Annotated in this window: 21 protein-coding genes and 1 pseudogene; 18 read left to right on the forward strand and 4 right to left on the reverse strand. The window is 69.1% G+C overall.

Annotated elements, in window-relative coordinates; genetic code table 11:
- Window positions 1–62: 62 nt before the first annotated feature.
- The gene (locus ACGH7X_RS34220; RefSeq protein WP_399892856.1) at window positions 63–1898 is read right to left on the reverse strand and encodes a hypothetical protein; all 1836 of its coding nucleotides are present in this window, start codon (window positions 1896–1898) and stop codon (window positions 63–65) included.
- A 542-nt stretch (window positions 1899–2440) separates the two neighbouring features.
- On the opposite strand from ACGH7X_RS34220, the gene ACGH7X_RS34225 reads away from it, so the two are divergent.
- Window positions 2441–3187 carry a GntR family transcriptional regulator gene (locus ACGH7X_RS34225; RefSeq protein ID WP_399892859.1) on the forward strand — a complete coding sequence of 249 codons (747 nt, stop codon included), beginning with the start codon at window positions 2441–2443 and terminating at the stop codon, window positions 3185–3187.
- Window positions 3188–3377: 190 nt separating this feature from the next.
- A complete protein-coding gene (locus tag ACGH7X_RS34230) occupies window positions 3378–4619 on the forward strand; it encodes an MFS transporter (protein ID WP_399892862.1) in 1242 nt (413 codons plus the stop codon).
- A 60-nt stretch (window positions 4620–4679) separates the two neighbouring features.
- On the opposite strand, the pseudogene ACGH7X_RS34235 reads toward ACGH7X_RS34230, so the two are convergent.
- Window positions 4680–5576 (reverse strand): annotated as a pseudogene (locus ACGH7X_RS34235) (LysR family transcriptional regulator); the annotation flags it as partial.
- A gap of 582 nt (window positions 5577–6158) precedes the next feature.
- Here ACGH7X_RS34235 and ACGH7X_RS34240 point away from each other — a divergent pair.
- Window positions 6159–8852: a SpoIIE family protein phosphatase gene (locus ACGH7X_RS34240; RefSeq protein ID WP_399892864.1), complete on the forward strand. Its 2694-nt coding sequence runs from the start codon at window positions 6159–6161 to the stop codon at window positions 8850–8852.
- 39 nt (window positions 8853–8891) lie between these two features.
- On the opposite strand, the gene ACGH7X_RS34245 is transcribed toward ACGH7X_RS34240, so the two are convergent.
- Window positions 8892–9302, reverse strand: a complete 411-nt coding sequence (locus tag ACGH7X_RS34245; protein WP_399892867.1) for a cupin domain-containing protein — start codon at window positions 9300–9302, stop codon at window positions 8892–8894.
- A 233-nt stretch (window positions 9303–9535) separates the two neighbouring features.
- On the opposite strand from ACGH7X_RS34245, the gene ACGH7X_RS34250 reads away from it, so the two are divergent.
- The 12 genes from ACGH7X_RS34250 to ACGH7X_RS34305 all read left to right on the forward strand — a co-directional run bounded on the left by ACGH7X_RS34250 (window position 9536) and on the right by ACGH7X_RS34305 (window position 20656).
- Window positions 9536–10105, forward strand: coding sequence for a carboxymuconolactone decarboxylase family protein (locus ACGH7X_RS34250; RefSeq protein WP_399897540.1), 570 nt, complete (start codon window positions 9536–9538; stop codon window positions 10103–10105).
- Window positions 10102–11613: a sugar ABC transporter ATP-binding protein gene (locus ACGH7X_RS34255; protein WP_399892870.1), complete on the forward strand. Its 1512-nt coding sequence runs from the start codon at window positions 10102–10104 to the stop codon at window positions 11611–11613. The genes ACGH7X_RS34250 and ACGH7X_RS34255 overlap by 4 nt, the downstream gene beginning before the upstream one ends.
- On the forward strand, window positions 11610–12632 hold the full coding sequence (locus tag ACGH7X_RS34260; RefSeq protein WP_399892873.1) for an ABC transporter permease: 1023 nt from the start codon (window positions 11610–11612) through the stop codon (window positions 12630–12632). Before ACGH7X_RS34255 ends, ACGH7X_RS34260 begins: the two co-directional genes overlap by 4 nt.
- A 104-nt stretch (window positions 12633–12736) precedes the next feature.
- On the forward strand, window positions 12737–13702 hold the full coding sequence (locus ACGH7X_RS34265; protein WP_399892876.1) for a sugar ABC transporter substrate-binding protein: 966 nt from the start codon (window positions 12737–12739) through the stop codon (window positions 13700–13702).
- An 89-nt stretch (window positions 13703–13791) separates the two neighbouring features.
- A complete protein-coding gene (locus tag ACGH7X_RS34270; protein ID WP_399892878.1) occupies window positions 13792–14703 on the forward strand; it encodes a LysR family transcriptional regulator in 912 nt (303 codons plus the stop codon).
- 109 nt (window positions 14704–14812) lie between these two features.
- Window positions 14813–15733 (forward strand): VOC family protein, encoded by a 921-nt coding sequence (locus tag ACGH7X_RS34275; RefSeq protein ID WP_399892881.1) that lies wholly within the window; start codon window positions 14813–14815, stop codon window positions 15731–15733.
- 32 nt (window positions 15734–15765) lie between these two features.
- Window positions 15766–17214 (forward strand): NAD-dependent succinate-semialdehyde dehydrogenase, encoded by a 1449-nt coding sequence (locus tag ACGH7X_RS34280; protein WP_399892884.1) that lies wholly within the window; start codon window positions 15766–15768, stop codon window positions 17212–17214.
- The gene (locus tag ACGH7X_RS34285; RefSeq protein WP_399892886.1) at window positions 17211–17984 is read left to right on the forward strand and encodes a fumarylacetoacetate hydrolase family protein; all 774 of its coding nucleotides are present in this window, start codon (window positions 17211–17213) and stop codon (window positions 17982–17984) included. Before ACGH7X_RS34280 ends, ACGH7X_RS34285 begins: the two co-directional genes overlap by 4 nt.
- The gene (locus ACGH7X_RS34290; RefSeq protein WP_399892889.1) at window positions 17981–18352 is read left to right on the forward strand and encodes a VOC family protein; all 372 of its coding nucleotides are present in this window, start codon (window positions 17981–17983) and stop codon (window positions 18350–18352) included. Before ACGH7X_RS34285 ends, ACGH7X_RS34290 begins: the two co-directional genes overlap by 4 nt.
- A gap of 34 nt (window positions 18353–18386) precedes the next feature.
- On the forward strand, window positions 18387–19172 hold the full coding sequence (locus tag ACGH7X_RS34295; RefSeq protein WP_399892892.1) for an alpha/beta fold hydrolase: 786 nt from the start codon (window positions 18387–18389) through the stop codon (window positions 19170–19172).
- Window positions 19169–19648: a heme-binding protein gene (locus ACGH7X_RS34300; RefSeq protein ID WP_399892895.1), complete on the forward strand. Its 480-nt coding sequence runs from the start codon at window positions 19169–19171 to the stop codon at window positions 19646–19648. The genes ACGH7X_RS34295 and ACGH7X_RS34300 overlap by 4 nt, the downstream gene beginning before the upstream one ends.
- A 3-nt stretch (window positions 19649–19651) precedes the next feature.
- On the forward strand, window positions 19652–20656 hold the full coding sequence (locus ACGH7X_RS34305; RefSeq protein ID WP_399892897.1) for a methionine synthase II (cobalamin-independent)-like protein: 1005 nt from the start codon (window positions 19652–19654) through the stop codon (window positions 20654–20656).
- 62 nt (window positions 20657–20718) lie between these two features.
- On the opposite strand, the gene ACGH7X_RS34310 is transcribed toward ACGH7X_RS34305, so the two are convergent.
- Window positions 20719–21006, reverse strand: a complete 288-nt coding sequence (locus tag ACGH7X_RS34310) for a putative quinol monooxygenase (protein WP_399892900.1) — start codon at window positions 21004–21006, stop codon at window positions 20719–20721.
- A 226-nt stretch (window positions 21007–21232) separates the two neighbouring features.
- On the opposite strand from ACGH7X_RS34310, the gene ACGH7X_RS34315 reads away from it, so the two are divergent.
- The 3 genes from ACGH7X_RS34315 to ACGH7X_RS34325 all read left to right on the forward strand — a co-directional run bounded on the left by ACGH7X_RS34315 (window position 21233) and on the right by ACGH7X_RS34325 (window position 24944).
- Complete coding sequence (locus ACGH7X_RS34315) at window positions 21233–22681, forward strand: aldehyde dehydrogenase family protein (protein WP_399892903.1); 1449 nt, start codon at window positions 21233–21235, stop codon at window positions 22679–22681.
- A gap of 38 nt (window positions 22682–22719) precedes the next feature.
- Entirely contained in the window at window positions 22720–23919 is a 1200-nt protein-coding gene (lhgO, locus tag ACGH7X_RS34320; protein ID WP_399892905.1) for an L-2-hydroxyglutarate oxidase, read from the forward strand.
- 164 nt (window positions 23920–24083) lie between these two features.
- The gene (locus ACGH7X_RS34325) at window positions 24084–24944 is read left to right on the forward strand and encodes an amidohydrolase family protein (protein ID WP_399892908.1); all 861 of its coding nucleotides are present in this window, start codon (window positions 24084–24086) and stop codon (window positions 24942–24944) included.
- The last annotated feature ends 1 nt before the right edge of the window (window position 24945 follow it).

The raw sequence follows: 24945 nt of genomic DNA on the forward strand, positions 1-24945 counted from the left end.
AACGGCCGTGCCGTGGGAGTGAACCCATCCACTCCCACGGCACGGTCTGCGGTCGTCTCACCTCACTGGGAGAGCACACTCTGCGGGAGGTAGATCGGCATGGAGTCCTCCCACTGGCTGTCGGTCAGCAGCCGTTTCCCGGAACCGTTCGCCTTCATGCTCATGATCTGGCCGTAGGGCTGGAAGGTGTCGTCGTACAGCGCCGCTTCTTCCCGGAAGCCGTACATGCCGCTGTTGTAGAGAATGGTCCCGTCGTAACTCCAGACGGCGTGACCGTCGTTGGCGCCGCTGTCGGTCAGGACCCGTAGATCACTGCCGTCGGGCCGGATGGTGCACACGTCGAAGTTGGTCGCGCTGGTCTTGCGGGTGAAGAGGATGAGCTCGCCGTCCGGCGACCAGTCGGGGAGATTGTCGGACTCCGAGGTGAGGACCGTCGTCGCCCCGGTGGCGAGGTCGAGGATGCGCAGGCCGTTCTGCTCGCCCCACACGCGGTAGACGATCCTGCCTCCGTCGGCGGAGTAGCTCGGGAAACCGGCGTTGGTGGAGTTGTCCGTGAGCGCCTCCGCCCTCGTGCCGTCACTGCGGACCCGCCAGATCGAGGCCGCCATGGCGGCGCGTTCCTGGAACCACCCGCCCAGACCGAACGCGATCCATTCGCCGTCCGGCGACCAGGCGGGCCGGAAGGCGCCGGCCAGACCCTTCGCGAGGAGCTCCGGGTCCAGGTCGCTGTCGGCCGTGTTGAACACGACCTTGAGGTCGGAGCCGTCCGGCTTCAGGGTGACGATCGAGGAGTTGGCGAAGCCGGTCTGCTTCTCCGTGATCGCGAGTCGGCCCTGCTGAGAGACGATCGGGAAGACGTCGCAGAAGCGGTAGTCCCAGTCCGAGTCCCAGGTGTAGAGGGTCTCGTCGAGGTCACGGCTGGTGAAGTCCTGCCTTTCGTAGATCACCGACTTGCCGTCCGGCGACCAGACCGGAGAACGCAGGGACCGTTTGACGGGCGCCCTGCCGGACGTGTATGCGAGGCCTTCGTCGGCGCCTCCCTTGACGAGGTAGCCGATCTCGGTGTTGGTGACGTACTGGGGGGAGACCTTCAGGTGGGGACCGGAGGTGTGCACGACACGGTCGGCGCCCGTCTCGACGTCGACCGAGACGATCTGGGACTCGACGACACCGATGGCCTCCGGGCGGTGGGCGCCCCAGGTTCCCTCGGTGGTGATCTCGTAGTAGACGATTCGCCGGCCGTCCGGCGACCACTTCGGGGAGCCCAGACAGTATCCGGGCTTCGTCGCGACCTGGCGGAAGCCGGTGCCGTCCGGCCGGATGACGTAGACGCTGAGTTCCTGGGTGTGTTCCCAGCCCTTGCCGCCGTCGTGGCCCCGCCACGCCGTGTTGCGGTCGGAGGAGAAGGCGATCCACTGTCCGTCCGGTGACCAGACCGGCCGGAAGTGACAGTCCGGACCGTCGGGGTCGCCCGCGAGCGCCGCGGCCCCGGTGAGGTTGGTCAGTGTGCCGGTCTTCATGTTCCTCAGCCAGATCCGCGAGAGATGGTCGGCCGAGCGGGTGGAGGCGAAGGCCAGTGTGCGCTGGTCCGGTGACAGGACGGCGCTGTCGTTCACCGACGGTCCGGTCACCAGGGGTTGTACGCCCACGGCCTGGCCGGATCCGTTCAGGCTGCCCGAGTAGATGTTGGAGTTGCCGTCACCCGTGCGCTCCGACGTGAAGAACACGGTCTTGCCGTCGGGGGAGAAGTTGGCGTGGCGGTCGAACGCGGCCGTCTTGCTGTCCAGCAGCTTGCGTTCGTTCGACCCGTCGGTCTTGGCGATGTACAGGGTCGACGAGGACGGGCCGATGCGGTTCATCAGCATGACGCCCTTCTTGCCGGCGCCCGCGGCTGCCACAGCGAAGGAGCTTGGCAGCAAAGCGGTGGCCGCTGCTGCCCCGGCTGCCAGGAATGATCTACGTTTCAGCTCATATGGCATGTCTGCGTCAAACCTTTCGCTGATTGACGGACGTGTGACCGCAAGGGGAAGGGCCCCGCTTGTTCAGGCTGAGGTGTCGATCTCGCCGGAGGGGGTGGGGGTGAGATCGGGTTCTGTGTCTGCCGGTCGCCGCCGGTGTGTGTCGGTGGCTGCGGCGCGCGCACGGTCACATGCGTCCATCGCATGGATTGTCGAACAACTTGCGAGCGACCGTAACACCGCCGTATGGGACCGACAAGAAGCGTGCATGAGGAACTGGGCTAACCGTCCGGTTACCTCTCGAGGCAGCCTCGGGTATTGTTGGACAAAGATTCAAGAGTTTTGGTTCGGGCTGTAGCCGGTCGTGTGGGGCGGTGGCCGCTGCACACGCAACTCCCGTACCGCGAGGGCCGGGACCGGTGCGGTCACCCGACATACTGCGCTGTACTCGGCACTTCCCTTCGAGAGTTACAGGTGATCACGTGAACGCCAGTTCCGACGACAGGGCGGTCGACACCGGCAAGGCCGCCTCGAACCGGCACGGTCGCGCGTACGAGGGTCTGCGCTCGCTACTGCTGTCGGGGAGCTTCGAACCGGGCACGCGGCTGACCGAGGCGGAGTTGACCCAGAGATTCGGCGTCTCGCGGACCACCATGAGAGCTGTCCTGGTCCAGTTGACCCAGGAAGGCTACGTCACCAGCGAGGTCAACAGGGGTGTGCGGACACGGCACTTCTCGGTGGAGGAGGCGATGGACATCCTGGAGGCACGGGAAACGCTGGAGTCGGCTCTGGCCGGCAAGGCGGCCGAACGCGCAACCGCGGAGGAGATCGAGGAACTGCGCAGCACGCTGGACGCCATGGCAGACTGCCAGGCGCGGGGTGACCAGGCAGCCTACTCCCAGGGCAATCGCACCTTCCACCAGCAGGTGAAGCTCGCGGCTCACCAGCAGACCCTGGCCCGGGCCTACGACAGACTGCTCTACCCCCTCGTGATGCGGCAGTACCGCAATCTGTCCGCGCCTCACCCCCGATCCGGTTCGCTCGAAGAGCACCAAGCCATCTTCCTCGCCATTCTCACCCGCAACGCCGACGCGGCCATCGCCGCGATGCGTCACCACGTCGGCTCCGCACGCAGAGCCCTGCTGCTGCGCGCGAGCCAGGACGGGGCGGTGTCCAGCGTCGTGGACGGCGACTCGACGGCCGACCCAGTGCAGACACCGGAACTCTAGGAACCCTGAACATGTCGGCGGCCGGCGCCGCGGGAGGTGACTTCGTCGCCTGATCCCTCTTCCAGCAACGGTGCGGACGCGCAGACCCGACGCGGGACTGTCCCAGGCCGGCTGCGAAGACCCAGAGCGGAGGCACCGAACCCAAGTGACGGATGCGCAGAGCCAGGCAGACACCCGTTCCACACCTGAGGTGAAGTCTCAGGAACCGATCTTCACGCTCCCCTTCGTCGGTCTGATGACGTCCAACGGACTGTTGCGGATCTGCACGAACATGCTCATCACACTCGTGCCGCTCTACGCGATCGAGCACGGTGCCTCCACCACGACGGCCGGGCTGACCACCACCGTCTACATGCTGGCCGCGGTCGTGGTGCGGCCGTTGTCCGGCAGACTCGTGGACACCCGTGGCCGCTTCGCCGTGATGGTGTTCGGCTCTCTGCTCTTCTGCGTCGCGACCGGCCTGTACGCGCTCGTGATGCCGGTGTGGATGCTGCTGGCGGTGCGGGTGATTCAGGGGCTGGGCTTCAGCTTCAACGGCACGGCCGTGATGACGCTCGCGACGGATCTGATCCCGGAGAGCCGAATGGCGGAGGGGATCGGGTACTTGGGCATGGAACAGACCGTTGCCCAGCTCTTCGCCCCCTGGCTCGCTCTCGCGGTGAAGAACGCATACGGGTACAGCGCGGTGTTCGGTCTCGTCTTCGCCTTCGCCACGCTGAACCTGCTGCTGCGCATCCCGCTGAAGCGTGTGGCGGCCCAGGTCCACACGGACCGGGAGGGGACCGACCGTGCTCTGCCCGCCGCCGGCGATGCCGGACCGGGCAGTCCTGCGTCGCGGGAATCGGACAAGGGGCGAGCCAAGGAGCCGTTGTGGAGCCGAGTCATAGAACGGAACGTGTGGCGGCCTGCCATGATCATGTTCTTCCTCATGCTGGGGCCGACGGCCATCAACACCTTCATGGCGGCCTATACCGTCGGTCGTGGCATCTCCAACCCGGGTCTCTTCTTCACCGCGAGCGCGGTGACGCTCGCGGTCGCACGCCTCTGCACGGGGCGGATGCAACGCCGTCTCGGGACGGCCTGGACCATCGCCCCGGGCATCGTGTCGGTCGCTGCCGCTCTCGCGCTCGTTGGTTGGTCACCGAACCTGGGCGCGCTCATGGCCGCCGGTGCCTGCTACGGCTGGGGTATGGGCACGGCCCACCCTGGGATCAACGCCCTCGCCGTGCTGTCCGCCGACAAAACCAGGCGGGGCCGGTCGAACGCCACGGTGTTCATGGCCATGGACCTGTCCCGGGCGCTCGGTGCCGTCGGACTGGGAGCACTGGCCGGCCTCACCGGTATCGGCAGTGTCTTCGTAGCCTCGTCCGGCGTGGTCGCCGCCACGTCCTTGACCTACCTGGGGCTGAGGGCGCGCGGCCTCGTGAAGTGAGCCCGAGAACCCGACGGCACGTGGTGACGCCTGCCTAGGCACGCCGGCCGCCTCAGTGGTGGGAGCTTGGTTGTCCCTGAACCATTCGCCGAGGAACTCCAGAAAGACGGTGACCTTCCGCGGTGCGGGTCGGCCAGGGCCGTAGATCGCGTACAGAGGACGTTCGGGGACGGCGTGGCCGGGGAGGAGGACCTGGAGCTTGCCGACGCGGAGATCGTCGTAAGCAGTCCGATGCGGCAGCAGAGCGATGCCGCGACCGTGAGTCGCCGCCTTCTGCAGGGCGGTGTAGGAGTTGGAGGAGAACACCACGTTACGGATCTTGTGCAGGGTGGAGGTCGGTCCATGGCCCAGTCGCCACACCGGTTCGTTCACGTGTACGAGGCAGTCATGTGCCGACAGCTCGTGCGGGTGCGCCAACGGGCTGTGCCGGTCGATGTAGTCCGCGGAGGCGCACAGCACGAAGGGAAGGGACGCGATCTTCTTGAGCCGTACGCCCGAGTCCGGCAGGTCCCGGGTGTGCAGGGCGACGTCGAAGCCACTGTCGAGGAAATCGTAGGTCCGGTCCGACATGCCGCCCATTTCGAAACGCACGGCGATTCTCGGGTGCGCGGCGGAGAATGCGGCGATCGCATCGCCGACGTCGAGGCTTCCGATCCATTTGGGGGAGATGATGTTCAGGCTGCCTTCGGCCCGGTTGTGTAGGTTCGCGATGCCGGCGTCCTCTGCTTCGATCTCCTTGAGAATGCGGGTGGCGAACTCCGAGTATCGAAGACCGGCTTCCGTGAGAGTCACGGAACGGGCCGTGCGGTTGACGAGTCGCACGCCGATCTGCCGCTCCAACTCCGCGACATGACGCGAAACGAGCGAACCCGAGGAGCTGAGAACCCTGGCCGCTTCACTGAAGCTGCCGAGTTGCGAGACAGTGACGAACGTGCGCATCAGTAGGAGACGGTCCATGGGTTTCCCCGTCCTCCTCGCCTCAGATTCGTACGAGGGTCCTGTGAGGTCAAGCGGCGTGATCATCGCCTCGACCTGATCGAGTTCCGAGCGGTCGACTGGTGTGGAGGATGTGAACCGACATGACGACCAGATCGTTTTAGTGATGATAGCAGGAAGGTGAAGGGGGTCGGGCCCGTGAGCGCTCGCTCACTGCAGGGGATTGTGTGGGACGGGTGAGGAGGAATGGCGAGCCCCCCGGCGCGTGGATATTATCTCGCTGGTAGCCGCACCGGCGCCGCTTGCCACTCGAAGTCTTCTCCTCCATATTCCTGCCGACGCACGGCACTGCTAGGGTCGCCATCCCCGTGCTGAGAATAATTGACAGGTGGCGGATTTCCGCCGCTGCTCCTCGGTTTACCAGTTGGCGAGCCAGTGCGTGACGTCGCGTGGACGGCGGCATAAGCAGGGGTGAAAAGGGTGGATGTGCACTTGCTCGATCGGCTGCGAGGATCCGTCGGCACTCGGCGTGCGAAGCCGTCTTCGGCCGGAGGGTGGAGCGGCTTCTGGGCCCTGCTCAGCACGCGCAGCGTGGTGGGGCAGATGTTCGTGCTGCAGGTGGCGATCGTGGTGCTGCTCGCCGTCGTAGCCGTGGTGCTGCTGGTGATGACCGTGCAACGGCAAGCCACCCGTTCCGCGGCCGATCGTTCGTTCGCCGCCGCGGAGGTCTTCGCCCATGCTCCGGGGATTGTGGAGGCCCTGAAGTCACCGGATCCGACGGCGGAACTGCAGCCCCGGGCGGAGGAGGTCCGCAAGGCCGCGCATCTCGACTTCGTCGTGATCGTTGACGACCAGGGAATCCGCTACACGCAGGCCGACCCCAGCCTGATCGGTGAGCGCATCCCGGTCGCCCAGGACCTCGACGCACTGCGCGACGGCCGTACCGTCAGGGGGCGCAACGAGACGGGGAGCCACACCGCGATGCGTACCTTCATGCCGATCAGGGAGACCGACGGCACGGTGGTGGGCGGTGTCGCGGTCGGTGTGCGGGTGTCGAGCATCAGCGCCGAGGCCATGAAACAGCTGCCGACGCTGCTCGGGGTCACTGCCGCCGCCGTGCTGGCCGGCACGGCCGGCGCCGTGGTGGTCAGCCGTCGTCTGCTGCGCCAGACTCACGGCTTGGGACCCGCCGAGATCACGCGCATGTACCGGCATCACGACGCGGTCCTGCACGCCGCCCGGGAGGGCATCGTCATCGTGGACGCCGGTCAACGGCTGCTGCTGGTGAACGAGGAGGCGCAGCGGTTGCTCGATCTGCCCTCGGAGGCACAGGGCCACCGCGTGGAGGAGCTGGATCTCGCATCGCCCATCTCCGATCTCCTGACGTCCGGGCGCGAGGCCACCGACGAAGTCCATCTCGCCGAGGGCCGGGTACTGGCGGTGAACCAACGACCGCTGGACGAGTACGACGGTGCGTCCGGCAGCGTGGCGACCTTGCGCGACTCCACAGAGCTCAGAGCACTCTCGGGCCGGGCGGAGGCCGCGACGGCCCGCCTGAACGTGCTGTACAGCGGGAGCATCGGCATCGGCACGACCCTGGACGTCACCCGGACCGCCGAGGAACTGGCCGGAGCGGCCGTACCGGAATTCAGCGATTTCGTGACCGTCGACCTCGCGGAGCCGGTGCTCAGGGGCGACGAACCGACCGGTGTCGAACGGTCTCTCCGCCGGGTGGCGGTGGGAGGCGTTCGTGAGGACGCGCCGTTCACTCCTGTTGGAGAGAGCGTTCTGTTCGTGCCGGCGGAGTCCGGGGCGGGTGACCTGACGGCGGGGCGGGGACTGATCGATCCCGATCTGCGGGCCGTGGTGGGACACGTCCCCGGCTACGTACCGGGCTTCGGTTTCCGCGACATCGAGCGTGGGCGTCGCGTCGTCGAGTACGGGATCCACTCCCTCATCACGGTCCCGCTGTCCGCCCGGGGCGTGCTTCTGGGCGTGGCCGGCTTCTGGCGGGCGGAGCGGCCCGAGGCCTTTGTGAAGGACGACCTGGAAGTGGCCGAGGAACTGGCCACCCGGGCCGCGGTGGCCATCGACAACGCCCGCCGCTACACCCGCGAGCACGCCATGGCCGTCACACTGCAACGCAGCCTGCTGCCGGGCTCCCTCCCCGGCTCCAGCTTCCTGGAGGTGGCTCACCGCTACCTCCCCACGGAGTCCGGAGGCGTGGGCGGCGACTGGTTCGACGTGATTCCACTTCCGGGGGCACGCGTGGCCCTGGTGGTCGGTGATGTCGTCGGCCACGGTCTGCACGCGGCCGCCACCATGGGGCGACTGCGTACCGCGGTGCACAACTTGTCGGCCCTGGACCTGGCGCCCGACGAACTCATGGCCCACCTGGACGAACTAGTCACCCGCATGGACGAAAGCGGAGCGGGCGAGGACAGCGGCCAGGGCGTCAGCGGCGCCACGTGTCTGTACGCCATCTATGATCCCACCTCGGGTCGTGCCGACGTCGTACGGGCCGGACACCCAGGACCGGTGCTGATCAGTCCCGACGGCTCGGCGCGCCTTCCCGATGTGCCCGTCTCCCCACCGTTGGGGCTCGGAGGTGCGGAACCCTTCGAGACCGCCGTTCTGCAGATCGCCGAGGGGAGCCGACTGGTGCTGTACACCGACGGCTTGATCGAGAAGCCCGGTCACGACATCGACTTCGGCCTCGATCTGCTGCTCGACGTGCTGGCCGGCCATCCGGATCAGGACCCCGAGGCCACCTGCCGGACGGTCATGGGCGCCGCACTCCATTCCCGGCCTCGGGACGATGTCGCGCTGCTGGTCGCTCGTACCCATCTACTGCCGCCGGAGCGGATCGCCCAGTGGGAGATCCCCTCCGAGGCCGCGGCCGTGTCACAGGCCCGCGCCGCGTGCGGACAGCAACTGCAAGCCTGGGGCCTCGACGACCTCAGCTATGTCACGGAGCTGATCGTCTCGGAGCTGGTCACCAACGCCGTCCGCTACGGCAGCCCGCCCGTCACCGTTCGTCTCCTGTACGACCGGACCCTCATCTGCGAGGTCGCCGACGCAAGCAGCACCTCACCGCATCTGCGCCGCGCCGCCACCACGGACGAGGGCGGCCGGGGCCTGTACCTGGTCGCCCGCCTGGCACAGCGTTGGGGGACCCGCTACCTCCCTCGTGGAAAGGTCATCTGGTCCGAGCAGGCTCTGGTCGACGCGACAACGCGGTCCAGCGAGGACACGACCGATGCCCTACTGGACCAATGGAGCGACGAAGCCTTCTGAGCGGGAGCCTCTTCCTGTTGCCAAGGCGCCCCCGCCGGGTCAGTCGTGGCCCATCTGGTCCTCCGCCGACAGGTGCTCCACCGTGCGGCCGGTCTCGGTGAACGTCCGGGTCACATGGCCCGAGGAGTACACCCACAGAATGCGCAGGGGCGTGTCACCGACGTTGCGGAAGAGGTGCGGGATCGGAGAGGGGACGTACGTGGTGTCGAACCGCTCCAGCTTCGTCACCTCGCCGTCGACCCAGACCTCCGCCTCGCCTTCCAGGATCGTCACGTGCTCGTCGCAGTTGTGCGAGTGCAAAGGCGCTCCGGAGCCCGCCGGATACACACTCATGCCGCTGGTGATGCGGTTCTCCCCGCCGGCCGAGGTCGTGGTGATCAAGGGCGTCGTCACCACGGCGCCGCCCCGGTCGAGCAGGGGCACCGTCGCGGTCTTGATGATGGTGGTCATCCCGGGAATCCTCTCCAGTCCAACGTGTCGCGACGATCGACGTTAGGTCGGCCCGGCGCAAAACGGTGCCCTCCGGCGTGCAGGTTTACGTTGCAATCCGAGGAGGGTGAGCATCCCCCGCCCGCCTGTACCGTCACCTGTCACCGCACGGCTCCCGTCTCGTTGCGGAAACGCGTCGGAAAGAAAAGGCAGGTATCGGCCACATGAGGCTCCCCGTTCTCACCGAAGAGGAAATGGACACGCGCCAGCAGGAGCTGGCCGCCCGTATCGCAGGCCGCCGCGGCGCGGTCCGCGGCCCCTTCCGGGTGTGGCTGCACAGCCCGGAGATGTGCGAGCGGGCCGAGTCGCTGGGCGCCTTCGCCCGGTTCGACTGCAGCCTCCCCAAGCACCTGCGCGAGCTGACGCTGCTCATGGCGGCCCGCAATTGGGACGCGCAGTACTCGTGGAACGCCCATGTGCACCAGGCGATCGAGGCCGGCATCCCCGAGGCCGCCGTCAAGGCCGTCGCCGAGAAGCGCGACGCCGTCTTCGACAACGAGGCGGACCAGGCGTTCTACCAGTTCTGCCGCGAGATCCTGGAGGAGCACTTCGTCGCCGACGAGACCTTCGCCGCCGCGCTCTCGCACTTCGGCTCCAAGGGCCTCGTCGACACCATCGGCGCCCTCGGCAACTTCACCATGCTCGGCATGTGCCTGAACACCTTCCAGGTGGACCTCCAGGCCGACAAGGAGCCCCCCTTCCCGGACGTCCGCGGCTACGCCCGGGTTGCCGCCGCCCCGGGCAACGACGGGACGCGGCCGTGAGCTCCCCCGTGACGACGACCCGGACCGTGCTCCGCGTCCGCGGCATCACCAAGAGCTTCGGCGGAGCGGCCGCGCTCAAAGGGGTGGACCTCGACCTGTACCCCGGCGAGGTCCATGCCCTGATGGGCATGAACGGCGCCGGCAAGTCGACCCTCGTCCAGGTGCTGAGCGGCGTGCACCAGCCCGACGGCGGCACCATCGAGGCCGGCGGACACGAGTACGCCGGACTGAATGTCCGTAAGGCCCGCAAACTCGGCATCTCCTCGGTGCCGCAGCGTCGTGAGCTGGCCATGGGGCTCACCGTCGCCGAGAACGTCATGCTGGGCGACCTGCCGACCCGGGGCTTCGGCGCCGTCAACTGGAAGGCGGTCCGCGTTCAGGCCGGTGCCGCCCTGTCCGGCCTCGGCATCGACATCGACGTGGACCGGGTCGCGGGAACGCTCACCGTGGCCGAGCAGACCATGGTCGAGGTGGCGCGCGAGGTCCGCCGCGGCGGCAGGGTACTGATCCTCGACGAGCCGACCGCCTGCCTCAGCGCCAAGGACGCGGGACAGGTCCGTGCCCTGGTGCGCCGCCTGCGAGAGGAGGGTGTCGCCGTCGTCTACATCTCGCACTACATCGACGAGGTCATGTCCATCGCCGACCGGATCACGGTGCTGCGCGACGGCGCGCTGGTCCGCAGCGCGCCGGCCGCCGAGCTGGACCCGGCCTCGCTGGTGCGCAGCATGGTGGGCCGGGACGTGGTATCCACCCGACCCGAGCGGCCCGCCCCCCAGGACAACCACGGGCTCGTCGTACGCGGACTGAGTCAGGGACGCGCCATCCGCGACTTCACCGTGGAGGTGCGCAAGGGTGAGATCGTCGCCGTGCTCGGCCCGGCCGGCGACGCGCAGTCCAGGCTCTTCGACCTGCTGTCCGGGCGGCGGCGCCCGGACGCCGGAGAGGTGCACGTCGACGGGCGTGCCGTGCCCTTCGGCCGGGTGCCCGCCTCCCTCGCCAGCGGACTGCGCTGCGTCACCGGCGACCGCCGTTCGCTCGGCCTGGTCCAGGGGATGACCGTGGACGAGAACCTGATGCTGGCCGGCGACCGCTTCGCCCGGCGCAGGCTGCACCGCACCGGACCCCTCGCCCGCCGCGCCGCTCCCGTCCGTGACACCTACGGCGTCGTCGCCCTCAGCGGCAACCCGCCCGTCGGCTCGCTGTCCGGCGGCAACCAGCAGAAGGTCCTGCTCGGCAAATGGCTGGAGACCGCGCCCATCGCCTGCTTCCTGGAGGACCCCACCAACGGCGTGGACGTCGCCGCCATGGCCGACATCCACACCCTCGTCGACGACCTCGCCGCCCGCGGTGTCGCCGTCCTGCTCGCCTCCTCCTCCGCCGAGGAGGTCATGCGGCTGGCCGACCGGGTCGTCGTCGTGAGCGCCGGCCGCACGGTCGCCGAACACGACATCACCACCATCACCCGCGACGAACTCGTCGCGACCGCACTCGGAGGTCAACCGCAGTGAGCGTCAAAACCCCCGCCGCCGCCCCGGCCGTCGCGACGACCGGTCCCTCCGAACGCCGCGCCCCCTTCCGCTCCGGAGGTCGCAGGCTGCTGCACGTCCCGCACGGCGGGCTCATCGCCGTACTGATCCTGGTGTGCGTGTTCACCGCCGTCCAGGCCGACGCGTTCACCTCCTCGCAGAACCTGCTCAACGTGCTGCGCCAGGTCAGCGTGAACGCCGTGATCGCGGCCGGACTGACCCTGCTGATGACCGCGGGCGGCATGGACTTCTCCATGGGCAGCAACGCCGCCGTCACCCTGTGTGCGGGCGCGCAACTGATCGACGGCGGCTGGTCCACGCCCCTCGTCGTGGTCGTCTGCCTCGCCCTGGCCACCCTGATCGGGCTGGTCAACGGCCTGGTGGTGACCTACACCCGGGTCGCGCCCTTCGTCGCCACCCTCGCCTCGGCGATGCTGCTGGACGGCGTCGCCCTGCTGGTCCTCGACGGCATGAGCGTCACCATCGGCGACAAGATGTCCGCGCTCGGCAACGACGAGCTGGTCGGCGTGCCCTACCTGACCGTCGTGGCGGTACTCGTCCTGGCGCTGATCGGCGTGACCATGCGCTTCACCACCTTCGGCCGCGACGCCTACGCGATGGGCGGCAACGAGCACGTCGCCCGGCTCAGCGGCATCAACGTCAACGCCCGCAAGCTCGCCCTGTACGCCCTCGCCGGAGTGCTCGCGGGCCTCGCCGGGCTGATGCTGCTGTCCCGGCTCGGCGCCGCCGCGCCCAACACCGCGGGCCTGCAGACCCAGCTGACCGCCGTCGCCGCGGTCGTCATCGGCGGCACGTCGCTGGCCGGCGGCCACGGCACCATCATCGGCACTGTCATCGGCGTGGTCCTGCTCGGCGTGGTCGCCAACGCCCTGAACCTTCTCCAGGTCAACAGCAACTACCAACTCGTCGTCACCGGAGGCGTACTCCTGGTTGCGGCGATCATCAACGAGTTCCAGCGCAAGTCCTCACCGGGCCATTAGCGCCCGTCGGCGAACGACGTCCCGCTGCCTTCGCGCATCCCCACGCTCCGCGCCACCCCCACGCAAGCACCTTCTCTTCAACGATGCAGGAAAGGCCCGACCCCATGAAGTCCATCGCCCCCTCCCACCGCCGCGCCGCCGCGGTCTCGCTCGCCGGCGTCGCCGCCCTGGTCCTGGCCGGCTGCGGCTCCGGGAACGACAGCGGTGGCGCCGCCGACGGTGCCGTCTCCCTCGGCTTCGTCAACGGCTCCAACACGCACTTCCACACCTGCCTGCTCCGCGCCGTCGAGCAGGAGGCCAAGGCCCAGGACGCCAAGGTCTACTCGGCCAACTCCAAGCAGGACGCCGGGACCGAACTGTCCAACATCGAGGACATGATCGCCCGGAACGTGGACGCCCTGATCGTTCAGACCGTGAACGTCGACGCGCTCGAGGGAGACATAGCCAAGGCCAAGAGCGCCGGCATCCCGATCTACCTCACCTCCGTGGCCACCTCCGACATGGACGAAGTACTCGGCGCCGCCGTGGTCGACCTCAAGAAGGTCGGCGCCCTGGACGCCGAGTGGATCAGCAAGGACGCGGGTGGCAAGAACGTGAGCGTCGGTATCGTCGCCGGTGCCCCCGGCGCCGCCTCCGACCTGCTCGTCGGCGGCTTCGAGGACGCCCTGCCGAAGACCGCGAAGGTGGTCGCCAGCCAGCCCGGCATGTTCAACCCCGCAAAGGCCCAGGACGTCGCCGAGAACATGATCCAGTCCCACCCCGACCTGGACTACGCCTTCGTCGCCAACGAGGAGATGGCATTCGCCGTCCGCAAGGCGTTCGACGCCGCCGGCGCCAAGGACGTGAAGATCGTCTCCGTCAACGGCACCGAGGACGGCGTCGCCGCGGTCAAGGACGGGCGCCTCTCGGCGACCGTCGCGAACTCGGCGGCGACCATCGGGCAGACCGCGGTGAAGAACACGGTCTCCCTGCTCGACAAGAAGGAGGGCGTTGACAAGATCTCCGACATTCCTCTTGTCTTGGTAACCAAGGACAACCTGAGCGAGGCTCCCCAGTACTGCCCCAAGTAGGGCCCACCGGGAACCGGCGCCCGTCAGGGCGGAACCCCTGCTCCTCGCCTGACGCCGGTCGGGCGGGGAGCGGCCTTGGGAGGAAGAACATGGATCGCCTGCTTCTGATGCACAGCTTCGTCACCGTCGCCCAGGTGGGCAGTTTCGCCGGGGCCGCCAAGAAACTCGGCTCGTCGGGCTCCCTGGTCTCACGGCACGTAGCGGAACTGGAGCGTCACATTGGTGTCCGCCTGGTCAACCGCACCGCTCGCTCGGTGAGCCTGACCGAACCGGGTCAGCGTTACGCGGAATTCGCCGCCCGCATCCTGGAGGAGATCGAGGCCGAGGACGCGGGCATCGCCCAGCTCCACGACCGCGCCGAAGGCACGCTCAGCGTCATCTGCCCCAAATGGATCGGAAGTCTGGATCTTGGCGATGCCATCGCCGCCTTTTCCGCCGCCCATCCCAAAATCCACATCCGTTTCGAGCTGGGCGGGATGTCGGACCGCACCTACGATTTCCTGGACAGCGGCTTCGACGTCGCCTTCCACACCCGTGACCTGCGCGACTCGAGCGTTCGCCTGAAGAAGATCTCGTCGCTGCCCTTCGTACTGTGCGCGTCCGCGGAGTACATCAAGCGGCACGGCGCACTGTCCCACGTCAACGACCTCGCCGCTCACGACTGCCTGGTGCACGTCAACGACCCGGTGTGGCGGATCGGCCACGGACACGCGAGCACCCTGCACAAGATCCGCAACATCGCCTTCTCGTCGAACTCCTACATCGCCCTGCAGAAGGCCGCCGTACACGGCCGGGGGATCGCCCTGCTGCCTCAGCGTCCGGTCTACGACGACCTGGTCTCCGGCGCTCTCCAGGAACTGCTGCCGGAGCTGGCTGTGCCGGACCGCCCCCTGTACGCCATCTACGGCCCCGGCCAGGACACCCCGCGCAAGGTCAGCGTCTTCCTGGACTTCCTCGCCGACTGGTTCTCCCGGAATCTCACTCCCGTCATCCGCTCGTAACCGCCGACGAGGGCGCAAGAAACGATTGCGAACTTTGGGGACCTCCGGCCATTGAGACGGCCATGCCCCCAAACCTACGCTCACCGGGCGAGACGGAAACGAGGAATCCATGGGAATCCAGAGAATCGAATCGGTCACCTACGGCATCGACGACCTCGACACATGTGTGCGGTTCTTCGAGGACTTCGGGCTCCTCCTGGTGGAGCGGACCGACGAACACGCGGTCTTCGAGACACTCACGGGACAGACGCTCCATCTCGACACCGCCCCCGGTCCGCTGCTGCCGGCCCCCGTCGAGAGCGGCCCCACCCTGCGGGAGGTCGTGTGGGGCGTCGACACCCGTGAGGAACTGAACCGCCTCGTCCACTCCGTCGGCCGGCACCACGCCGTCCGCGAGAGCGCCGACGGCGTCCACCACACCGTCGACCTCAGCGGCTTCGGCGTAGGGCTCTCTCTCGCCCGTGCGAAGAACACGACAGTCGAAGCCCGCCCCGCCAACACGCTGGGCACTGTCAACCGCTGGAACCGAGCACTGGACCCGCTCACTCGCGCCCACCCGCTGCGCATGTGCCACGTCGCCCTGAACATCGCCAAGGAGGGCAAGGAGGATGCCGTCGCTTTCTACACCGACCTCCTCGGCTTCCGCCCCACCGACGTGGTCGAGCCCATGGGCGTCTTCATGCAGGCCCCCGGCGACCAAGACCAGCACACCATGCTGCTGTGCCACCGCCCCGACCGTGTCGGGGTCAACCACATCGCCTACGAGGTCCCCGGCTTCGACGACGTGATCGAGGGCGGCAACTTCATGATCGAGCGTGGCTGGCGCGAGGCCCGCAGGCTCGGCCGGCACACCATCGGCTCCAACGTCTTCCGCTTCCTGCACGCCCCCTGCGGCGGGCGCGTCGAGTACGCCGCCGACATGGACCGGGTCGACAACAGCTACGAGACCCGCGTCCACGAGACCACCCCGCCGCACCACATCTGGGCGCTGCGCACCAACCGCGACCAGGACGCCCCCGCCTCGTCCTGACCCCCGCCCCGACCCCGAGAGGGCACACACCCATGACCACCGAGCACGGCTACCCCGCCGTCCGTATGTACATCGCGGGCCAGTGGTGCCAGGGCGGCACCAAGGACACTGCCCCCGTCGTCGACCCGGCCACCGAGGAGGTGATCGGAGAGGTACCCCTGGCCACCCCCGCCGACCTGGACCGCGCGCTCGACGCCGCCACCGAGGGCTTCGAGGTCTGGCGCGCGACCCCCGTGGCCGAGCGCACCCGCGTCCTGCACGCGGCCGCCGACCTGATCGCCGAGCGCGCCCCCGAAATCGGTCGGGTCATGACCCGCGAGCAGGGCAAGCCGCTGCGCGAGTCGACCGGCGAAGCCCGCCGTACCGCCGAGACCCTGCGCTGGCACGCCGACGACGCCCGCCGCGCCTACGGCCGCATCATCCCTTCTGCCCCGGGCACCGTACTCACCGTCCGGCGCGAGCCCATCGGGCCCGTCGCCGCGTTCGTCCCGTGGAACTTCCCCGTCGGCGGCCCCAACCGCAAGATCTCCTCGGCCCTGTCGGCCGGCTGCTCGCTGGTCATCAAGGCCTCCGAGGAGACCCCGGCAACGGCCATGGAACTGGTCCGCTGCTACGCCGACGCGGGCCTGCCGCCCGGCGTCCTGAACCTGGTCTTCGGTGAACCCGCCGAGGTCTCCGAGTACCTGATCTCCTCCCCGGTCATCCGGCTGATCGCCTTCACCGGCTCCGTCCCCGTCGGCAAGCTCCTCGCGGCCCGGGCAGGCGAGGTCATGAAGCCCTCCCTGATGGAACTGGGCGGCCACGCCCCGGTGATCGTCTGCGCGGACGCCGACCCCGTGACGGCGGCCCGCCGGGCGGCACAGGCCAAGTGGGCCAACGCTGGACAGGTGTGCACCTCGCCCAGCCGCTTCCTCGTCCACGAGTCGATCGTCGCGGAGTTCACCGCCGAATTCGTCAAGGCCGCCGAGGCGGTCGTCGTCGGCAACGGACTGGACCAGGGAACCACCATGGGTCCGCTCGCCAACGAGCGCCGCCTGGCGGCCATGGAGCGCCTCACCGCCGACGCCGTCGCCCGCGGCGCCAAGCTACTCACCGGCGGCGAGCGCCTCGACCACCCCGGCCACTACTTCGCCCCGACCGTCCTCACCGACGTACCCCTGGACGCGGAGCTGCTCTTCGAGGAGCCGTTCGGGCCGCTGGCCCCGATCCTGCCCTTCGCCGACCTCGACGAGGCGCTCGCCACCGCCAACGCGCTGCCCTACGGACTGGCTGCCTACGGTTTCACCGGCTCCGCCGCGACCGCCGAGCGGCTCTCCGCCGAGCTGGAGGCGGGCATCCTGTCGATCAACCACTGCGGCGGCTCCGTGCATGAGGCTCCCTCCGGCGGCGTCAAGGACAGCGGCTACGGCCGCGAGGGCGGCCCCGAGGCACTGGACGCCTACCTGGTCACCAAGCGCGTCTCCCACCTGCTGGCGCCATGAGGTACGCGCGCATCTCGGTCGGCGGGCGGGCGGTCTGGGGCCGGGTGGGGGAGGAGCACGTCGAGCTGCTGTCCGGCTCGCCGCTCGAAGAGTCCGGCTGCGACGCCATCGGCATCGTTCCGCGCAGCGAGGCACAGTGGCTTCCACCCGTCGTCCCGCCCGTCTTCTACGCGGTCGGCATGAACTACCCCCGGCACATCGCCCACGCGAAAGCCGCCACCCCCGAGCGCCCCGAGGTCGGCTATCGCGCCAACAACGCCCTCACCGGCCACCTCTCGCCCATCGTCAAACCGGCCGAGGTCACCGGTCGCTTCGAGGCCGAGCCCGAACTCGTCGCCGTCATCGGCCGCACCCTGCGCCACGCCACCCACGCCGAGGCCCGCAAGGCGATCTTCGGCTGGACCATCGGCAACGACGTCAGCGCCCGCACCTGGCAGCACGCGGACCGCACCTTCTGGCGCAGCAAGAACAGCGACACCTTCAAGCCGATGGGCCCCTGGATCGAGACCGACGTCGACGCCCTCGCCCGGACCACCACGCTCCGCGTCAACGGCGTCGTCCGGGCCGAGTTCCCGACCGGCGACATGGTCTTCGACCCCTACGACTTCATCGTCGAGATCACCAAGCACAACACCATGCACCCCGGCGACGTGCTGTGGATGGGCGCCGAGTCCGTCTGCGGGCTCGAGTCCGGCGACACCGTGGACGTCGAGATCGACGGCATCGGTGTCCTGTCCAACCCCGTACTCCTGGAAGGAAATCAGTCATGAGCGCGGCACCCCGCTACATCCACCACGTCAACTTCCCCACCACCGACCCCGACCGGACCGCCGCCTGGTACACCAAGGTCTTCGGGATGAAGCGGATCATGCCCAAGTCCAACACCCGTGTGGTGCTGATGACCCGGGGCAACTTCGACCTGCACTTCACGCCGGTCGAGGAGATGGAGCGCATGGCGCCCTACCACTTCGCCGTCGAGGTCGACGACTGGGACGACTTCCTCGCCCACCTGGGGGAGCTGGGCATCCGGCACACCCGGCCCATCCAGCGCCCCGAGAACCAGTCCAAGTTCTGCTACATCCACGACCCCGACCACACCATGATCGAGCTGGTCTACCACGCCAAGCGTCCCAACTAGACCGGCACATACGGGAGTTCAGGAGTTCACCCCCATGCCCCTCGCCGACTCCGACGGCACCTCCATCTACTACGAACGCCACGGCAGCGGCCCGGCGATCCTGTTCGTGCACGGCAGCGGCGGCCACCACGCCGCCTGGTGGCAGCAGGTCGCGGCGCTGCGCGACGAGTTCACCGTGGTCACCGTCGACCTGCGCGGTTTCGGCAAGTCCGACTCGTCCATGCCCGAGTTCGACGGCCAGGACTTCCCGGGCGACGTGGTCGCGGTCCTGGAGGCCGAGGACCTCACCGACGTCATGCTGGTCGGCCAGTCCATCGGCTCGGTCGCCGCGCTCCGCGCCGGCCTGCTGCGGCCCGAGCGGGTCAGCAGCGTCGTCCTCGGCCACTCCCTGGGCGGCGTCAGCCACCCCGAGCTGAGGGAACTGGCCGCCGCCGACCGCGCCGAGGCCGTCAAGATGCCGGTCATCGACCGCCTGCTGACCAAGCCCTTCCAGACCGGGCGCGCCGATCTCACCTTCCTCTTCCAGCAGATGGGCACCTTCAACGTCGCCCGGATGCAGGACCTGCGCAACCTCGACACCGACGGCCCCTCCCTGGAGGAGATCCGGGCCTGTGGCGTCAAGGTCGCCTTCCTGGCCGGTGAGAAGGACGCGGTACTGAGCGTCAAGACCGTCACCCGCGCCCACGAGCTGCTGCCCGGCTCGCATCTGGAGATCGTCCCGGGTGCCCCGCACTCCATGTACTGGGAGACGCCCGAGCCGTACAACGCGGCGATCGCCCGCCTGCGCCGCACCCTGACCGCACCGAAGGAAGCCGCATGAGCAACATCACCCTCGACGCTGCCGAGGAGATCATCGCCGCCGCCCACAAGCGCGCGCAGGACATCGGCAAGGCCGTCAGCGTCGCCGTCGTGGACGCGGGCGGCTTCGTCGTCGCCGTCCGCCGTCCCGACGGCGCCCGCCCGCTCACCCCCGACATCGCGCGTGCCAAGGCGTACACCGCGGCCGTCATGCAGCGTCCCGGGAAGATGCTGAAGAAGTGGCAGGAGAGCCAGCCCGTCTTCTTCGCCCAGCTCTCCCAGCTGCCGGGCGCCTCGATGCCCATCCTGGCCACCGAGGGCAGCGTCACCATCAAGAAGGACGGCGAGATCATCGGTGGCCTCGGCATCGCCGGCGGTACCGCAGACGAGGACCAGGTGATCGCCGACGAGGTGCTCGCCGCCCTCGGCTACGAACTGGAGTTCGCTGCCTGGGGTGTCGCGAGCAGGTCGGCGGGCGATTCCGGAAAGGACGCGTAACCCATGGCCGACACGTTCAACTACCGCATCGACCACCACGGCAGCCTGGTGCGGCCCGCCGGGCTCGAGAACGACGACCCCGAGGCCGTGGACTCGGCCGTGCGGGAGGCGGTCCAGCTCCAGCGAGGGCTGCGCTCCACCGTCGTCACCGACGGCGACTACCCCCGCGAGGACTTCCGCGGCGCCGTCTTCGACACCGTCTCCGGTTTCCGCCGCACCGGCAAGACCGGCCCCGACGGCCTGACCCGCTGGGTCGCCGAGTCCCTGCCGAAGGCGAACGGCCCGCTGCTCCCCGGCTACGGCACCCGCCTCGCCGCGCTGACTGTGATCGCCCCCAAGGCGACGTTGCCGTCCCCGGCGTACCTGGCCGCCACCACGTTCCAGGCCGGGCTCGGACCGGGTTCCGCGCGCGAGCTGGGCGAGGCGCTGGCCGAGATCGTCCGGGCGGAGATCGCCCTGCTGGTCTCACAGGGTGTCCGGCTGATCCAGCTGGACAACCCCCTCCTCCTGGACCACGTCGCCGTCGACGCGGCCGACGACAGCGTCCTGTCCTTTGAGGACGCGCTCGCGGTGGACGCGGCGGCGGTACGGCTGGACGAGCGCCCCGAGGGCGTACGCATCGGCGTGGCACCCGGCTGGGCGGCACCGGCCGCCGTGGACCGGGCGCGGGCCGAACGCCTCTACACCGGGGTGCCGGCGGACCGCTGGGTGCTGCCCTTCGACCAGGGCACCGGGGCCGAACTGGACCTCGTACGGGCGCTGCCCGAGGACCGTGACGTGTGTCTGGGTGTCGTGGACGCCACCGTGCCCGGACTGGAGGACATCGATACGGTGATGAGCCGCGTCGACGCCGTCGGAGAGTTCAAGGATCTCGAGGACGCCGCCGTCTCCCCGTCCCGCGGCTTCGCCGACATCGCGACCAGGCCGTTGCTCGGCGCCGAGGACCAGCGCCGAAAGCTGGTCCTGGTCGAGACGATCGCCCGCTACTGCTGGGGCAACGAGTTCTGACCGGCCCGAGGGCCGGGAAGCACACGCTTCCCGGCCCTCGGGGTGCCCTCACTGTGCTTGCCTCACAGTGTCTCGGCGAACGTCACCGACCGATCCGTCAGCAGGGGCCACGCCGTCTCGACGATCTGCTCCTTGAAGTGCGGTGCCGCCTTGTGCGCCTCGAACCCGGCGGCGTCCTCGTACCGCTCGTAGAGCAGGAACCCGCCGGGCTCGTCGGCCACGGCGTGCACCTCGTACTGCTGGTTCGCCGGTTCCGCCCGGGTCGCCTCGCGTGCCTTCAGCAGCGCGGCGCGCACGGCCGCCTCGTCGGTGGGGGCGCAGCGATAGTGGGCGACGACTGCGTAGGCCATGTCTCGACTCTCCTCGGTACCCGGCGGCGTCGTGCACGCCGTCCGGCCAGCCGATTCCAGCATGGAACAACCCCGCGCCGACCTGCGCGGGCTGCAACCAATGCCTGCCGTCGCAGGGCTGGTGAACCGGACCTCGCATGGTGTGTTGTCGCATCCGGCCCCGTGTGGCCGACCAGCTGGGACCGCGGGCATCCGCACCTCGGTCGACGAAGGAAGAAGTGATCTGATGCGCACTCTGGAAACGCTCCTGGGCGGAGAGTGGGTGACGACCGGCGAGTGGGTCGACGTCCACGATCCGGCCGACCTCCGGGCCCCCGTCGCCCGTATTCCGGCCCTGCCCGCCAAGGACGTCACCCGGGCCTACGACCTTGCCGAGCAGGGTTTCGCCGTCTGGAAGCGCACCAGCCCCTTCGACCGGGCCCGCATCCTCACCGAGGCCGCCCGGCTGATCCGCGAGCGCCTGGACACGATCGCCGCCGACGTCACCGCGGAGAACGGCAAGACCCTGGCCGAGGCCCGCGGCGAGGCGGGCAAGGCCGCCGACTTCCTGGACTACTACGCGGGCCTCGCCCGCCAGGGCTACGGCACCCTCCTGCACGACGCCCGCCCCGACACCCGTACCCACACCCAGCGCGAGCCCATCGGCGTCATCCTGGTGATCAGCCCCTGGAACGACCCGCTGATCACCCCGGCCCGCAAGCTCGCCCCGCTGCTCGCCACCGGCAACGCCGCCGTGTTCAAGCCGGCCACCGAGACCCCGGCGTCGGGCCTGCACCTCGCCCGCGCCCTGCACGACGCGGGCCTGCCCGCCGGTGTCCTGAACGTCGTCACCGGCCGCACCGCCGAGATCGAGGAGGCCCTCCTCGACGACCCGCGGATCACCGGCATCACGTTCACCGGCTCCAACGCCGTCGGCAACCGCATCCGCCGCCGCCTCACCGACCGCAACGTCCGCTTCCAGGGCGAACTCGGCGGCAAGAACGCCTCCGTCGTCCTGCGCGACGCCGACCTCGCCGCCGCCGCGAAGAGCGTCGTCGCCGCCTCCTTCGGCCAGGCCGGACAGCGCTGCACCGCCACCAGCCGGGTGATCGTCGAGCGCCCGGTGCACGAGGAGTTCGCGCGTCTCCTGCTCGCCGAGGTCGAGACCCTCACCGTCGGCCCCGGCACCGACCCGGCCACCACCCTGTGCCCGCTCTCCAGTCCCCGGCAGCGCGACAGCGTCCTCGCCGACCTGAAACGGGCCGTGGAGCAGGGAGCCACCGTGCTCGCCGGCGGCACCGCGGACACCGAGGGCGCCCGCGCCCACGGCTGCTACGTGCGACCCACCGTCCTGGCCGACGTCACCCCGGAGACGGCGATCTGGCGCGAGGAGGTCTTCGGCCCGGTGCTCGCGCTGCGCGCCGTGGACGACTTCGCCGCCGCCGTCGCGGCCGTCAACGACTCCGACTACGGGCTCGCCGCCGCCGTGTTCACCCGCGACCTGGGCGCCGCGTACCGCTTCGCCGACGAGGCGGACTGCGGGCAGGTCGCCGTCAACACCACCACCACCGGCTGGGACGTCCACCTGCCCTTCGGCGGCTTCCGCGACTCCGGCACGGCCTACAAGGAGCAGGGCGAAGAGGTCCTGCGCTTCTCCACCCGCGTCAAGACGGTCGCCGTCCACTTCGGCGCGTGAGCACGCGGGGAGCGGTACGAACAGGAAGGAGGATGCCGATGGCTGACGAGACGGTCGGCATCGTCGGCGCCGGCATCGTGGGGCTGGCCACGGCCCGTGAGATCGCGCTCCGGCGCCCCGGCACCCGCGTCGTGGTGTTCGAGAAGGAACAGCAGGTCTCGCAGCACCAGACCGGCCACAACTCGGGCGTCGTCCACGCCGGCATCTACTACACCCCCGGCAGCCTCAAGGCCGACCTGTGCGTGCGTGGGGTGTCACTGCTGCGCGAGTACTGCCAGGACCGCGAGCTGCCCTACCGGGAGACCGGCAAGCTGGTGGTCGCGGTCCGTGAGGACGAGTTGGGCCGCATGGAGAACCTCTACGAGCGGGCGAAGAACAACCATGTGCCCGACCTCAGAAGGGTCTCCAAGGACGAGATCGGGGAACTGGAACCGCACGCCGGCGGCATCGCCGCCCTGCACTCCCCGCGCACCGCCATCACCGACTACCCGGCGATCGCCCGGGAGTTCGCCAAGGACGTCACCGATTCCGGCGGCGAGGTGAAGGTCGGCTTCATCGTCACCGGCCTCACCACGGTGCCCGATGGCATCGAGGTCGCCTCCGGGCAGGACCGGGTCAAGGTGGACCGGCTGATTCTGTGCGCCGGCCTCCAGTCCGACGTCGTCGCGAAGCTCGCCGAGGACGGGCGTGAGCCGAAGATCGTTCCGTTCCGGGGTGAGTACATGCTGCTCAAGCCGGACCGCACCCACCTGGTCCGCGGCCTGATCTACCCGGTGCCGGACCCGCGGTACCCGTTCCTCGGCGTCCACTTCACCCCCCGCGTCGACGGCTCGGTCGAGGTCGGGCCCAACGCCGTACTGGCCATGGCCAGGGAGGGCTACACCCTCGGCCGGATCAGTCCCCGCGACCTGCTCGGCCTCGCCGCCTACCCCGGCTCCTGGCGGATGGCCGCCCAGCACTGGCGCACCGGCGTCAAGGAGTACCGCGGCGCCCTGTCCAGGACGGCGTTCATGAAGGACGCAGGGCTCTACGTGCCCGGCGTCGGAGCGTCGGACGTCGTCCGCGGCGGAGCGGGCGTACGGGCCCAGGCCCTGGATCGGGACGGCACCCTCGTGGACGACTTCCGCATCCACAGCGTGGGCCGGATCACCGCCGTGCGCAATGCGCCCTCGCCGGCTGCCACGGCGTCCATGGCAATCGCCGAGCACATCGTCGGCCAGGTCTTCGGCGACGGCTGACGCACGCTGAGAATGCCCTGCTCACGGGGATGCTACGCGCAACAACAGCTTGCATCCCAGGCTCTCGGCAAGACCCCCGGCACCCGCCTAGCGTTCTTGCCGCACCACCCCACCGCCACCGCCCAGCACGTGAAAGCAAGTCCGAGCAAGAGAGAGGCCACGACATGTTCGTCGTCGACACCCAGATCCACATCTGGAAGGAAGAGACCCCGGACCGCCCCTGGGTCCCGGGCGCCCGCGAGCGGATCCGCCTCAACGGCCACCGCGAGGACCCCTTCTCCTACGAGGAGGCCCTGGAGCTGATGGACGAGGCCGGCGTCAACCGCGCGCTGATCCTCCCGCCGTCCTGGGAGGGCAACCGCATCGACTACGCCCTGGAGGCCTGCGAGGCCCACCCGGACCGCTTCGGCATCATGGCCCGCGTCCCGCAGGACAACGAGGCCGAGGGCACCGCGATGCTGAAGGACTTCGCCCAGAACCCGCACATCAAGGGCACCCGGCTGACCTTCCACCGCCCACAGGACCGCAACTGGATGATCGACGGCACCAACGACTGGTACTGGCCGATCGCCGAGCAGCTCGGCATCCCCACCATGGTCCACGCGCCGGTCTGGAAGCGCGAGCTGGGCGAGATCGCCGCCAAGCACCCCGAGCTGAAGATCATCATCGACCACATGGGCATCATGGCCCGCTGCGTCGACGACGCGATCGGATACTGGGTGGCGGAGACCGCCGACCTGGCCGCCCACCCCAACATCTACGTGAAGGTCTCGGCGCTGCCCGGCTACTCCACGCAGCCCTTCCCGAACAACAACATCCAGAAGTACGTGCGCGAGATGGTCGACAGGATGGGGCCGCGGCGCTGCTTCTACGGCACCGACATCACCCGCCTGCTCGGCCACGGCATCACGTACACCGACACGATCGAGCAGTTCACCAAGCACTGGGACTTCACGCCCGAGGAGCTTGAATGGATCATGGGCCGCGGTATCTCCGAGGTCCTGAACTGGCCGTACGAGGGCTGAG

The sequence above is a fragment of the Streptomyces sp. BBFR51 genome (assembly GCF_044591655.1).
GTDB lineage: Bacteria > Actinomycetota > Actinomycetes > Streptomycetales > Streptomycetaceae > Streptomyces.

Bases quoted from the DNA above. Each gene is read 5' to 3' on its own strand.
- ACGH7X_RS34270 (WP_399892878.1), top strand. From the start codon at position 13,792: ATGGATCGCCTGCTTCTGATGCACAGCTTCGTCACCGTCGCCCAGGTG.
- ACGH7X_RS34310 (WP_399892900.1), bottom strand. From the start codon at position 21,006: ATGGCCTACGCAGTCGTCGCCCACTATCGCTGCGCCCCCACCGACGAG.
- ACGH7X_RS34295 (WP_399892892.1), top strand. From the start codon at position 18,387: ATGCCCCTCGCCGACTCCGACGGCACCTCCATCTACTACGAACGCCAC.
- ACGH7X_RS34325 (WP_399892908.1), top strand. From the start codon at position 24,084: ATGTTCGTCGTCGACACCCAGATCCACATCTGGAAGGAAGAGACCCCG.
- ACGH7X_RS34280 (WP_399892884.1), top strand. From the start codon at position 15,766: ATGACCACCGAGCACGGCTACCCCGCCGTCCGTATGTACATCGCGGGC.
- ACGH7X_RS34285 (WP_399892886.1), top strand. From the start codon at position 17,211: ATGAGGTACGCGCGCATCTCGGTCGGCGGGCGGGCGGTCTGGGGCCGG.
- ACGH7X_RS34250 (WP_399897540.1), top strand. From the start codon at position 9,536: ATGGACACGCGCCAGCAGGAGCTGGCCGCCCGTATCGCAGGCCGCCGC.
- ACGH7X_RS34245 (WP_399892867.1), bottom strand. From the start codon at position 9,302: ATGACCACCATCATCAAGACCGCGACGGTGCCCCTGCTCGACCGGGGC.
- ACGH7X_RS34300 (WP_399892895.1), top strand. From the start codon at position 19,169: ATGAGCAACATCACCCTCGACGCTGCCGAGGAGATCATCGCCGCCGCC.
- ACGH7X_RS34315 (WP_399892903.1), top strand. From the start codon at position 21,233: ATGCGCACTCTGGAAACGCTCCTGGGCGGAGAGTGGGTGACGACCGGC.
- ACGH7X_RS34240 (WP_399892864.1), top strand. From the start codon at position 6,159: ATGTTCGTGCTGCAGGTGGCGATCGTGGTGCTGCTCGCCGTCGTAGCC.
- ACGH7X_RS34290 (WP_399892889.1), top strand. From the start codon at position 17,981: ATGAGCGCGGCACCCCGCTACATCCACCACGTCAACTTCCCCACCACC.
- ACGH7X_RS34275 (WP_399892881.1), top strand. From the start codon at position 14,813: ATGGGAATCCAGAGAATCGAATCGGTCACCTACGGCATCGACGACCTC.
- lhgO (WP_399892905.1), top strand. From the start codon at position 22,720: ATGGCTGACGAGACGGTCGGCATCGTCGGCGCCGGCATCGTGGGGCTG.
- ACGH7X_RS34265 (WP_399892876.1), top strand. From the start codon at position 12,737: ATGAAGTCCATCGCCCCCTCCCACCGCCGCGCCGCCGCGGTCTCGCTC.
- ACGH7X_RS34305 (WP_399892897.1), top strand. From the start codon at position 19,652: ATGGCCGACACGTTCAACTACCGCATCGACCACCACGGCAGCCTGGTG.